Source organism: Collimonas sp. (genome assembly GCF_039923675.1).
In the GTDB taxonomy this organism is placed as follows: domain Bacteria; phylum Pseudomonadota; class Gammaproteobacteria; order Burkholderiales; family Burkholderiaceae_D; genus Collimonas.
Map to the genome: position 1 here is coordinate 81,861 of NZ_JBDTCG010000077.1, position 12,266 is coordinate 94,126.

Consider the following 12,266-nt stretch of genomic DNA (forward strand, 5'->3'; position numbering starts at 1 on the left):
TGTCTCGTTATATGTTGTGTTGATGGTGTTAATTGGGTAATTGGATAATCAGGATTTGTAACTGCGTGGACGACGCAAGTCGTTGTAATCGTTGATCATGTCGCGCGGCCGATAGACTTGCTCCAGGAACTGGCATTCCTCCTGATTCAGCACAATCTCGCCGGCCTCCACCGCCAGACGCAATTGTTCCGGACTATCGGCGCCGATCATCGGTACGGTCGAATTACCGTTCTGCGCCACCCAGGCCATGGCGATCTGCCCCGGCTGCACCGCTCTATCATCGGCGATCTTGACCACGCGGTTGGCGATTTCGACATCGATCTCATCGCCGAAGAATTGCGACAGGAAAGGATCGTGCTCGGTGCGCGCACTCTTTTGCACGCCGGTCAGGTAACCGCGCGCCAGCGGGCTGAAGGTAGAAACGGCGATACCCTTGTCCTGGCAATACGGCATCATTTCGCGCTCTTCTTCGCGATACAGCAGGCTGTACTGACATTGCATGTTGACGAACTCGGTCCAGTTGTTTTGCCGCGCAATCGCATTCATCTCGGCGAATTGCCAGGAATACATGGTGCAGGCGCCGATATAGCGCGCCTTGCCGGATTTGACGATGTCGTGCAAGGCTTCCATGGTCTCGGCCATCGGCGTGTGCGGATCGAACGCATGCAGCAGGTAGAGGTCGATATAGTCGGTACCGATGCGGCGCAGCGAACGGTCGATGGACGCCATCAGATGCTTGCGCGAGGAACCCTGGTCATTGGCGTCGTCGCTCATGGCATAGAAGGCCTTGGTCGCCAGCACCAGGCTGTCGCGTTGCTTCAGCTTCAACAGCGTACGACCCACCACTTCTTCATTGGCGCCGTTGGAATACCAGTCCGCCATGTCGAAAAAATTGATGCCGAGATCGAGCGCGCTCTTTAGAATCGGTGCGGTCTTGTCTTCATCCAGCACCCAGCCCTTCCACTTCGATGATCCCATCGACATGGTGCCAAGACAGAAACGCGAGACTTTAAGGCCGGTGCGACCGAAGCGGACAGTTTGCATGAGAGCTGATATGAAATGGGTGGATGAGCAGCCATCGTAGGAGCAGGCGGCGGCTGCCGACAAACACAAAATACAGATTGCGCCATCTAAAAAATGCATGGGTACAAAGGCCGGCAACTAAATGTATTCAGGACAACTCCCCATGCATCACAAATTTCGATAGCACCATCTAATTATTGTGCTGGGCGGGATTACCCTTTGCGTCGAATATATGCACAGACCAACGCAAACCCAGGAACGTTATGCAATTGCAAAACCCCCAGCTTCTCCGGCAGCAAGCCCTGATCGGCAACGAATGGCAAGACGCAGACAATCAATCCAGTTTCGATGTCACCAATCCGGCCAGCGGCGCCGTCATCGCCAGCGTGCCGGACATGGGCGCAGCCGAGACCCGCCGCGCGATCGCCTCTGCCGATGCGGCATGGCCGGCATGGCGCAAGCGCACGGCTAAGGAACGCGGCAGCATCCTGCGCAAATGGTTCGATCTGGTGATGGCGAACCAGGAAGACCTGGCGCAATTGATGACTGCCGAGCAAGGAAAACCGTTGGCGGAAGCCCGTGGCGAAGTTGCCTACGCGGCATCGTTCATCGAATGGTTTGCCGAAGAAGCGCGGCGCAGCTATGGCGACGTCGTCCCATCGCCGGCCAACGACCGCCGCATCGTGGTAATCAAGCAACCGGTCGGCGTAACCGCAGCAATCACGCCATGGAATTTTCCGCTGGCGATGATCACCCGCAAAGCGGCCCCTGCACTGGCAGCCGGTTGCACCATGATTCTCAAGCCGGCCGAACAAACCCCTTTATCTGCCCTGGCGCTGGCCTATCTGGCGCAACAGGCTGGTGTGCCGGCCGGCGTGTTGAACGTGATCACCGGCGATGCGGTACAGATCGGCGGCGAACTGACTTCCAGCGACGTCGTGCGCAAACTATCGTTCACCGGCTCGACCGCCGTCGGCCGCCTGCTGGCGTGGCAATCTGCAGATACCCTGAAGAAACTTTCCCTGGAACTCGGCGGCAATGCGCCTTTCGTCGTCTTTGACGATGCAGATCTGGATGCCGCCGCCGATGGCGCGATGGCCTCAAAATTCCGCAATACCGGACAGACTTGCGTCTGCGCCAACCGGATCCTGGTGCAAGCTAGCGTCTACGACGCTTTCGCAGCCAAGTTGACGGCGCGCGTAGCCGCACTGAAAGTTGCAGCCGGTACCGAAGATGGCGCGACACAAGGGCCATTGATCGATAGCGATGCACTGCACAAAGTTGAAGAACACGTGGCCGACGCCCTGGCCAAAGGCGCCAAGCTCGCTACAGGTGGCGCACGGCATGCGCTCGGCGGCACTTTCTATGAACCGACCGTATTGCTCGATGCAACGCCCGACATGCAACTGGCGCAGGAAGAAACCTTCGGTCCGGTGGCCGGGCTGTTCCGCTTCAATACGGAAGAAGAAGCGATCGCGCTGGCCAACGCAACAGAATTCGGCCTGTCCGCCTATTTCTACAGCCGCGATGTAGCCCGCGTGTGGCGTGTGGCCGAAGCGCTGGAAGTCGGCATGGTCGGCATCAACACCGGCGTCATCTCGCATGCGGAAGCGCCGTTCGGCGGCGTCAAGCAATCCGGACTGGGCCGCGAAGGCGGCAAGTATGGCATCGATGAGTACCTGGAACTGAAGTACCTGTGCATGGGCGGTTTGTAATCACTCGGCACTAGCGCCAAAGCGCAAGCCTGCGCTTTGGCGAACCCGTAGCCCCCAAGTCCACGGCTGGCGACAGATACAGTGGATATGATAAAAAACCAAAGGAGAACACGTTGAAAAGCATCTTCATCAAGACAAGCGGCGCCTTGCTGCTGACTTTAGCCGCGACGGCCGCACAGGCCACCGCGACCCCGCAATGGTGCGCAGAAGGCAAACCTGTCAAATTCGCCGGCGTGACCTGGGAAAGCGCACAGTTCTTTACCGAAATCGCCAACTTCATCGTCGAAAACGGTTACGGCTGCAAGACCGAAAGCGTGACCGGCAGCACCGCGGTGACTGAAACCGCGCTGGTGTCGAACGACCTGCAAGTCTGGGTCGAGCAATGGGACCGCACCAACGTCATCAAGAAGGGCCGCACCGACGGCAAGATCGATTTGGTCGGCAACATCCTGGCCGGCGGCACCCGCGAGGGCTGGTTCGTGCCGGACTACGTGGTCAACGGCGACGCCAAGCGCGGCATCAAGGCGGTCGCGCCCGGCTTGAAATCGGTGGCCGATCTGGCGAAATACAAGGACTTGTTTACCGACGACGAAGATCCGGCCAAGGGACGTTTCCTGAACTGCCCTACGGGCTGGGATTGCGAACGCATCAACAATCAGAAATTCAAAGCTTACAAGCTGGCCGCCAGCTACACCAACTTCCGTCCGGGCACCGGCGGCGCGCTGGACGCCACCATTTCCTCGGCCTATGAACGCGGCAAACCTATCCTGTTTTACTATTGGTCGCCGGCCGGCCTGATGGGCAAGTACAAATTCGTCCAGCTGCAGGAGCCGGAATTTACCGAAAAATGCTGGAAGACGGTGCAAAACACCACCACCGACGATGTCTGCGGCACCGGCACGCCGTCATTCAAGCTGACCATCGGCGTCTCGACGCCGTTCATCAAGGGCGCACCGGACGTCATCGCCTTCTTTAACAAACTCTCGGTGCCGGCCGACATCGTCAACCGCGCGATTACCGACATGAGCGAACGCAAGGTCGGCGGCTCGGTGCTAGCGAAAGAGTTTTTGCAAAAGAACAAAGCGTTATGGACGCAATGGGTGCCTGCCGACGTCGCGCAAAAAGTAGAAGCGAAGCTGTAAATCCCTCACGAGCGTCATCCCCACGAACGTGGGGATCCAGGTTAGCCGGCAGAATGGATTCCCGCGTACGCGGGAAGGACGTCATACAAGATTTTTCAATCTACATTGTCGCGACGCCAAATCTAAGTAGGGCTATCCTGCTCGGAAATATCCACAGCGTAGCGTGCTTTCTGAGGAAACCAGCATGTCTTTCGAATTCTTTATTCCGATTTCGTTTTCGGAAGCCTTAAATTCCGGTATCAGCAGCATCGTCCAGAAGTACGGCGACGGACTGCACGATATTTCCACTTTCATGCTGCGCTACCTGATGGTGCCGCTGGAAAGCTTCCTGCAGTCGATACCGCCCTGGCTGGTGCTGGTGGCGGTGGGACTGATCAGCTATCACGCCTTGCGCCGCGTGCGCATGAGCATCGCTTTCGTGCTGGCGCTGTATTTCATCGGCTGCATGGGCCTGTGGGAAAAGACCATCCAGACGCTCAGCATCATGCTGGTTTCCATCATCATCTGCCTGGTCATCGGCGTTCCCATCGGCATCCTGATGGCGCGCAGCAAATTGCTGTCGCGCCTGCTGCTGCCGCTGCTGGATGTGATGCAGACCTTCCCCATGTTCGTCTACATGCTGCCGGCGGTGATGTTGTTCAGCATCGGCAAAGTACCTGCGGTACTGGCTACCGTGATCTACGCACTGCCGCCGCTGATCCGCCTGACCGAGCTCGGCATCCGCCAGGTCGATCAGGAAACCCGCGACGCCGCCTGGTCGTTCGGCACCACCAAGTTCCAGTTGCTGATGTGGGTGCAATTGCCGCTGGCGCGGCCCAGCATCATGGCTGGCATCAACCAGACCACCATGCTGGCCCTGGCGATGGTGGTGGTGGCGTCGATGATCGGCGCTCGCGGCCTGGGCGAGGATATCTTGCAAGGCTTGACCAACCTGGACTTCGGCAAGGGTGCGCATGCCGGGGTGGCCGTCGTCATTCTGGCGATCGTGATCGACCGCATTACCCAGGCCTACGGCATGAACCGCCGCCAGCGCTCGCAACTGACCAAGCCGGAGTAAGCCATGACAACAGAAAATACTAACACCAGCAAGATTTCGGTACGCAATATCTACAAGGTATTCGGCGCGCAATGCGAGTCGGCGCTGGACTTGCTGAAGCAGGATAAAAGCAAAGCTGAAGTTTTGCTGCAGACCGGCTGCAATGTCGGCCTGCGCGATATTTCCCTGGAAATCCCGGAGGCAAAAATCTCCGTCATCATGGGCTTGTCCGGTTCCGGTAAATCAACCCTGGTGCGGCATTTCAACCGCCTGATCGATCCGACCCAGGGCGAAATCCTGATCGATGGCGAGAACATCTTGTCGCTCGACGCTCACGGCCTGCGTCAACTGCGCCGCAACAAGATCAGCATGGTGTTCCAAAGCTTTGGCTTGTTGCCGCATTGGTCGGTGCTGGACAACACCGCGTTTGCCCTGCTGACGCGCGGCGTGAAGAAGAAGGAAGCGCATGAACGTGCACAGGAATGGCTGGAACGGGTCGGGCTGAAAGGTTATTCGAAAGCTTATCCGGACCAGCTTTCGGGCGGCATGCGCCAGCGCGTGGGCCTGGCGCGGGCCTTGGCGGCCGATACCGATATCATTCTGATGGATGAAGCCTTCAGCGCGCTCGATCCCTTGATACGCGCCGAAATGCAGGACCAGTTGCTGGTGCTGCAGGAACGCTTCAACAAGACCATCGTTTTCATCACGCATGATCTGGATGAAGCGATCCACATCGGCGCGCAGATCGCCATTTTGCGCGATGGCGTGCTGGTGCAGGTTGGAACCGCCGATGACATCCTGACCCGCCCTGCCGACGATTATGTCAGGCGTTTTGTCGAGAAACGTTCGAGCGGCAGCAGCCCGCACTAAGACGCGATCATGCGTCGGGCTGTGCTGTTGCAACGGGAGCACCGGGCCGGCGCACCAGATTTTGCAGCTCCAGCGAGGAGTTGGCGAAGCGCTGGATCATCCAAGACCGGAACGAGGCAATCGTCTCATCTAGCAGATCGTCGGAGTGGGTCAGCAGATAGTAGCCATAGCCGTCGTCGACCCACACATCGAAGGGCTGCACCAGCGTGCCGTTACGCAGCTCGTCCTGGAACAGCAAGGGATCGAGCAAAGCGATGCCGGTGCCGCTCATCGCATATTGCGCCGCCAGGTTGGCGGTCTCGAACACCAGCCCGCGATCCACTGAGACCTTGGGCAGTTCTGCCTGCCGTACGAAACGGTCCCATAAGCGATGACGCGGCTGCCCTTCCAGGATCACGTGCACGATCTCGTTACCGGCCACGAAATCCGTCAGGCTGGCGGCGTTGGCGGCTTCCAGCAGGCAAGGATGGCACAGCGGCGTCAGGCGCACATGCCACAGCAGGTCGGCGATCAGGTCGTTGACTTCAGGTTTTGAATACACCACCGCGATATCGCTATTGATATCCGGCATGCCGACCTTGTTGGGAATCACCAGGTCCAGCATCACATCCGGAAAGATATTCCTGAACTCGCGCAAGATCGGCACCGCCAGGTTATGCGCAAAGGTTGACGGCATCTGGATGTGCAGCACCCTGCGCGATTCGGCGCCATCCTTGAGGATGTCTTTCAGCACATGCTCGATGCGGTCGAATGATTTGTTCACAACCGGCAGCAGCGCGCGCCCCGCTTCGGTCAGTTCCAGATGCTGATGCTTGCGTTCAAACAACTTTACGCCCAGCAGGGCCTCCAGCGTCAGGATATGGCGGCTGACGGCGCTCTGCGAGACGAACAAGCTGTTGGCCGCGGCAGTCACGCTCAGGTGCTTGCCGGCAGCTTCGAAAGCGCGCAATGCATTTAATGGCAGGCAGCGACGGTCCATCGGTATCTCCTTATCTAATTATCCTGGTGGCGCACTTGTCATGATTTTTTTGCACCGCTGTGACAGACATTCTACCGGCAAAAACACGCCAAATTCCGTTATCCGCATCGGCCATGCGGGGCGCGCTGCCGCCATTCGTGTGCGCCGTCCAGCCGGATGAGGACTTATCTGAATATGCGATAGGCCCATCTAATTATTGCGTTGGGAAACAATCGATTAATCACAGAAGATAAGCCGGCTCGCAGTATGCGTGCGCAAAAAAATCTATAACGACAAGGAGACAAAACATGCTGAATCTGAATCGCGGGAGCAACTTCTACATCCCTGGCAAGGCCGTTAAATTGGGACTTATCCTGCTCACCGCTACGGCCGGCCAGGCCCACGCGCAAACCAGCGTGACCATGTACGGCAACCTGGATGTATCGATCGGTAAAGAAAGCGGCGGCGCGGTCGTCATGGGGCGCGGCTACAACAACTGGCTCGGTTTCAAAGGACAGGAAGATCTGGGTGATGGCTTGTCCGCGATTTTCAATCTGCAAACCCGCTTCATCCCAGGCACCGGCGCGCAAGAACGCCCTACCACCCTCTGGCAAGGCGAAAGCACGGTCGGCCTGAAAAGCAACACCGTCGGCAGCTTGCGGGTCGGCCGCGCGGTGACGCCTTTGTGGAATAACATCTGGCTGTTCGAGCCTTGGTACAACAGCGGCTTCAACGGCTCGCTGGCCAGCTACCAGACCGGCAGCTACAGCAGCGACGGCATCAGCGATGTAGCGCTCGGTTATGCCAATTTCGCACGGATCAGCAACGGCGTGTTTTACGACTCGCCGGACTTTTCCGGTTTCCGGTTTGCGGTGGCCGGCGAGGTTGAAAGGAATCCCCTGGCCAAGACGCGCAATGTCGGCATTTCGCTCAATTACGGCAAAGGTCCGGTCGGCGCGATGGCTTCCTATGAGCGCAACGACAACAACGACAATATCTATTTCCTCGGCGGCTCCTACGATTTCAGCGGGCTGGTGATCATGGGCTCTTATGCGCACACCAAACTGGTTGGCGTAAACGCCGCGGCGGCGGGCCGCAGCAGCGAACGGCTGATGGTGCTGGCGGCCACCTATGCAGTCGGTACGGATACCATCAAGACCGGCTACGGGAAAAATGAAGATAGCGGCAATCACAAGGTCAGCCTTGGCTATAGCCATCCGCTGTCCAAGCGCACTACCTTGTACGCGGACCTGTATCGGGAAAAGATCATTGTTAACACCACCGGCTATGCGGTGGGCATGAGCCATACGTTCTAGTTTCGCCCTCCCCAGCTTCATTTCCGTTTTCCGCCAAAATCAACGGCGTGCGTAGCTAATGAAGGGCCAAAGTAATTTACGGCAAGTTTCATTGCCGTAAATTACTTTGGCCCTTTTTTACGTTCCATGAGACGTGCGCGCTTGCAATTTCCAGAATCAATTCGACTCTGACCCCAATTTTTTTGTATTTTTCGACAAATTTGCTCCCAGTGTGCAGAACTATGCCTTAACGCGTAAACTCGTTACATAATGATACATCTGACACATTATCAAGCTAGCGTTCAGGGTTTGAACCTTTGATAATTACATTACTCAACAAACAAAAGATTTTCTGGAGGTAATAATGGACAACCCGAAACCAAACAATCGCATTCATCCGCTGGTGGCCACCGCTGCAGTGGCGGTCACCCTGGCCAGCCTGGTTGGCGTTGCCGCCATGACCGGCTTGTTCCCAAGCTCGCAATCGACGCCGGCGCCGGTCGCCGCGATGTCGTCGACGTCGCCTGATTACAACAGCCAGCAACAGCAAGCGCCAGCGCAGGCAAGCAATAACGGCGCGCCGCAAGCCGGCCAGAACGGTTACTACGCACAGCAACCGGCGCAACAGCCGCGGCAAGCTCCGCGCCAGGAATATGCGCAGGCGCCGAATCAGCCAGCCCCGGCGCCACAGCCAGCTATCTGCCGCAGCTGCGGCCGGGTCGAGTCGATCCAGGCAATCCAGCATGCAGCCCCGCCTAGCGGCCTGGGGATTGCCGCAGGCGCGGTATTGGGTGGCGTCCTGGGTCACCAGGTCGGCCATGGCAACGGCAACACCCTGGCGACCGTCGCCGGCGCAGTGGGTGGCGGCTTTGCCGGGAACGAAGTGGAAAAACGCACCCGCACCAACACCACTTATCAAGTCATGGTACGGATGGAAGATGGCAAATTGCGCGGCTTCCCGCAATCCGGCCAGGGCTGGCAAGTCGGCGATCCGGTCCGGGTAGTGAACGGTCACCTGGAAGGCCGTGGCTAAACGCTCTCGCCAATAAAAAACCCGCTGTCGCTACGAGTGTAGCGACAGCGGGTTTTTTTATTGCGGCATTGATTATCTGGCTTCTTCTATCCAGGCAGCCTGGATCGCTTCCAGGATTTTCTCGCCGGAACGCTTCGGATCATCGTCGAAACCGTCCAGTTCAAGCACCCAGTTATGCAAATCGGTAAAACGGATTTTCTCCGGATCCGTATCCGGAAACTTGTCGTACAGGGCTTCTGCAATGTGCTGTGTATCGATCCATTTCATGGCGCTGCTCCCCTTTCCGCTTAGTGATTTTCGCTGGCGTGGTTGATGGTGTACTTGGGAATCTCGACCACCAGGTCTTCCTCGCCGACGATGGCCTGACATGACAGGCGTGAAGTCGCTTCCAGGCCCCAGGCCATGTCCAGCAGGTCCTCTTCCTTGTCGTCCAGCTCCCCCAACGACGCAAAGCCCTCGCGCACCACTACGTGGCAAGTGGTGCAGGCGCAGGATTTTTCACAGGCGTGCTCGATCTCGATGTCATGGTTGAGCAAGGCATCGCAGACTGATTGGCCGCGCGGAGCTTCAAACACGATGCCGTCTGGGCAGTAGGTAGGATGGGGCAATACGACGATTTGGGGCACTTGGTTTACCTCGGGAATAGGTGGATACTTTTTATAAAATTATTTACGACACCTGGTCCAGTGTCTTGCCGGTCAATGCATCGTGCACGCTGCGGTCCATGCGGCGCGCGGCGAAATCTTCGGTGCCATGCGCCAGCGCATCGACCGCTGCCTTGATCGCCAGGTGATCCGTGCCCTGCGCTTGCGTGCGGACCGTGGCAATCAACGCCGTGATCGCAGTCTGTTCTTCGGCTGACAACAACGCGGCATCGCCCTGCAAGGCCGATTCGGTCGCCAGCACGATGCGTTCCGCTTCTACCTGTTCTTCTCTCAAGGCGCGCGCTTGTATATCGACGTCAGCCGAGGCAAACGATTCCTGCAACATGCGCGAGATGTCGTCGTCCGCCAGGCCGTAGGACGGCTTGACGCTGATCGACGCTTCCACGCCGGAACGCAGTTCACGCGCCGAGACCGACAGCAAGCCATCGGCATCGACCTGATAGGTCACGCGGATGCGCGCCGCACCGGCCGCCATCGGCGGAATCCCGCGCAGTTCAAATTTGGCCAGTGAACGGCAATCGCTGACCAGCTCGCGTTCGCCTTGCAGGATCTGGATCGCCATGGCGGTCTGGCCATCCTTGAAGGTGGTGAATTCCTGCGCGCGAGCGCAGGGAATGGTCGAGTTGCGCGGGATGACTTTCTCCACCAGGCCGCCCATGGTTTCTATGCCCAGCGACAAGGGGATCACATCCAGCAACAGCCAGTCGTCGCCGGCGGCGCGGTTGCCGGCCAGCAGATTAGCCTGGATCGCGGCGCCCAGCGCCACGACCTTGTCGGGATCGATGTTCGCCAGTGGCGTGGTTTCAAAATACGCACCGACCGCCTTGCGAATGCTCGGCATGCGGGTGGCGCCACCGACCATCACTACGCCATCAACATCGTCAACGCTTAGCTCGGCGTCGCGCAACGCCTTGCGCGTCGGCGTCAAGGTTTTGGCGACCAGATGCTTGGTGATCTCGTCGAAAATTTCTGCTGTCAATGACAGATGCACACGCTCGCCCGACGCCAGGGCCGCATCGATGCTGACTTCGGCTTTGGTGGAGAGCAATTCCTTGGCTTCACGCGCCTTGACCATCAGCACCCGCGTATCTTCATCGGACAAGGGCGCCAACCCGGCTTCCTTGCTGATCCAGCAAAACAGCCGGTGATCGAAATCGTCGCCGCCGAGCGCAGAGTCGCCGCCGGTGGCCAGCACTTCAAACACACCCTTGGTCAATCTCAGGATCGAGATATCGAAAGTGCCGCCGCCCAGGTCGTAGACCACGTACACGCCTTCCGAGGCGTTATCCAGGCCGTAGGCGATCGCCGCCGCGGTCGGCTCATTGAGCAGGCGCAGCACATTGAGGCCGGCCAGCTTGGCGGCGTCCTTGGTGGCCTGGCGCTGTGCATCGTCGAAATAGGCCGGCACGGTAATCACCGCCCCGACCAGATCGTCGCCCAGCGCATCTTCCGCCTGCTGGCGCAAGGTCGCCAGGATCTCGGCGGAGATTTCGACCGGGCTCTTGACCCCGGCCACCGTCTTCAACTGCACCATGCCCGGCACATCGAGAAAATCGTAAGGCAGATTTTCGGCGTAGGCGATGTCCTTCAGGCCGCGTCCCATGAAGCGCTTGACCGACAGGATGGTGTTCTTCGGGTCGGTGGTCTGCGCGGCTTGCGCCTTGTAGCCGATGTGAGCATTACCATTCGGCAGATAGCGCACGATGGACGGCATCAGCGGCCGCCCTGCCTCGTCGTTCAGCACTTCGGGAATGCTGTTGCGCACCGTGGCGACCAGCGAATTGGTGGTGCCCAGGTCGATCCCTACCGCCAGCCGGTGCTGGTGGGGGGCGGTGGACATGCCAGGTTCTGAGATTTGCAAAAGTGCCATAGGGGTGTCTTGCTTTTCGTTTATTGCTTCATTGTGGCAGAGCGATGCGAATACCGAGTCCGATAAACGCCGTGCCCGCCAAGCGGTTCATGATGGTGGCAGCCGATTTCCTGCGCTGGAAAAACGCGCCGACCATGCCGGAAAACAGGGCGACCATACTAAAAATGGCCAGCGCCTGCAAGATAAATACCGCCGCCAGCAGCAACATCTGCGCCGGGATATGCCCAGCGCTTGCGTTCACGAACTGCGGCAGGAAAGCGATGAAGAACAGCGTCACTTTCGGGTTCAGGATATTGGCGATCACGCTCTGCCAATAGATGCGCGACAGCTTCATCGGCGCGACATTGCCTTGCAAATGAATCACCGAGTGCGAGCGCAAGGTGCGTATGCCGATATAGACCAAGTAGCCGGCGCCGGCATAGCGCAACAGCGAATACGCCAGCGGCGAAGCCTTGATCAGGGCAGCGAAACCGAGCACCGCCAGCATGGTGTGGAAAATCAATCCCGAGCTGAAACCCAGCGCCGACACCAATCCTGCCTTGCGGCCCTGCGCGATGCCGCGCGTCAGCACATAGATATTATCCGGCCCCGGCGCCAGGGTCAGCGTCATTGCGGCGATCAGGAACAACCAGATTTCAGGCATGCCGTTACTCTGCAAA

12 protein-coding genes are annotated in these 12,266 nt (G+C 58.4%); 6 read left to right on the forward strand and 6 right to left on the reverse strand.

Annotation, left to right across the window (positions count from 1 at the left end; genetic code table 11):
- Positions 1-48: 48 nt before the first annotated feature.
- Positions 49-1,044, reverse strand: a complete 996-nt coding sequence (locus ABI171_RS16030) for an aldo/keto reductase (protein ID WP_348093525.1) — start codon at positions 1,042-1,044, stop codon at positions 49-51.
- A 242-nt stretch (positions 1,045-1,286) separates the two neighbouring features.
- Between ABI171_RS16030 and ABI171_RS16035 the strand changes: the two genes are divergently transcribed.
- The 4 genes from ABI171_RS16035 (at position 1,287) to ABI171_RS16050 (ending at position 5,786) form a co-directional block, all read left to right on the forward strand.
- Positions 1,287-2,738, forward strand: coding sequence for an NAD-dependent succinate-semialdehyde dehydrogenase (locus ABI171_RS16035; protein ID WP_348093526.1), 1,452 nt, complete (start codon positions 1,287-1,289; stop codon positions 2,736-2,738).
- Positions 2,739-2,851: 113 nt separating this feature from the next.
- Positions 2,852-3,880, forward strand: a complete 1,029-nt coding sequence (locus ABI171_RS16040; RefSeq protein WP_348093527.1) for an ABC transporter substrate-binding protein — start codon at positions 2,852-2,854, stop codon at positions 3,878-3,880.
- Positions 3,881-4,064: 184 nt separating this feature from the next.
- A complete protein-coding gene (locus tag ABI171_RS16045) occupies positions 4,065-4,937 on the forward strand; it encodes an ABC transporter permease subunit (RefSeq protein ID WP_348093528.1) in 873 nt (290 codons plus the stop codon).
- A gap of 3 nt (positions 4,938-4,940) precedes the next feature.
- Positions 4,941-5,786, forward strand: coding sequence for a betaine/proline/choline family ABC transporter ATP-binding protein (locus ABI171_RS16050; RefSeq protein ID WP_348093529.1), 846 nt, complete (start codon positions 4,941-4,943; stop codon positions 5,784-5,786).
- A 7-nt stretch (positions 5,787-5,793) separates the two neighbouring features.
- On the opposite strand, the gene ABI171_RS16055 is transcribed toward ABI171_RS16050, so the two are convergent.
- Entirely contained in the window at positions 5,794-6,765 is a 972-nt protein-coding gene (locus tag ABI171_RS16055; RefSeq protein WP_348093530.1) for a LysR substrate-binding domain-containing protein, read from the reverse strand.
- Positions 6,766-7,052: 287 nt separating this feature from the next.
- Here ABI171_RS16055 and ABI171_RS16060 point away from each other — a divergent pair, with 287 nt between their 5' ends.
- Both ABI171_RS16060 and ABI171_RS16065 read left to right on the forward strand, forming a co-directional pair.
- On the forward strand, positions 7,053-8,060 hold the full coding sequence (locus tag ABI171_RS16060) for a porin (protein ID WP_348093531.1): 1,008 nt from the start codon (positions 7,053-7,055) through the stop codon (positions 8,058-8,060).
- A gap of 343 nt (positions 8,061-8,403) precedes the next feature.
- Positions 8,404-9,072: a glycine zipper 2TM domain-containing protein gene (locus ABI171_RS16065; protein WP_348093532.1), complete on the forward strand. Its 669-nt coding sequence runs from the start codon at positions 8,404-8,406 to the stop codon at positions 9,070-9,072.
- A 72-nt stretch (positions 9,073-9,144) separates the two neighbouring features.
- On the opposite strand, the gene iscX is transcribed toward ABI171_RS16065, so the two are convergent.
- From iscX to ABI171_RS16085, 4 genes are read right to left on the reverse strand one after another with little or no spacing between them, the layout of a single operon-like run.
- Positions 9,145-9,339 (reverse strand): Fe-S cluster assembly protein IscX, encoded by a 195-nt coding sequence (gene iscX / locus ABI171_RS16070; RefSeq protein ID WP_348093533.1) that lies wholly within the window; start codon positions 9,337-9,339, stop codon positions 9,145-9,147.
- 20 nt (positions 9,340-9,359) lie between these two features.
- Entirely contained in the window at positions 9,360-9,698 is a 339-nt protein-coding gene (gene fdx, locus ABI171_RS16075) for an ISC system 2Fe-2S type ferredoxin (RefSeq protein WP_348093534.1), read from the reverse strand.
- Positions 9,699-9,741: 43 nt separating this feature from the next.
- Positions 9,742-11,607 carry a Fe-S protein assembly chaperone HscA gene (gene hscA, locus ABI171_RS16080; RefSeq protein ID WP_348093535.1) on the reverse strand — a complete coding sequence of 622 codons (1,866 nt, stop codon included), beginning with the start codon at positions 11,605-11,607 and terminating at the stop codon, positions 9,742-9,744.
- A gap of 28 nt (positions 11,608-11,635) precedes the next feature.
- On the reverse strand, positions 11,636-12,250 hold the full coding sequence (locus ABI171_RS16085; protein ID WP_348093536.1) for a LysE family translocator: 615 nt from the start codon (positions 12,248-12,250) through the stop codon (positions 11,636-11,638).
- Between the last annotated feature and the right edge of the window lie 16 nt (positions 12,251-12,266).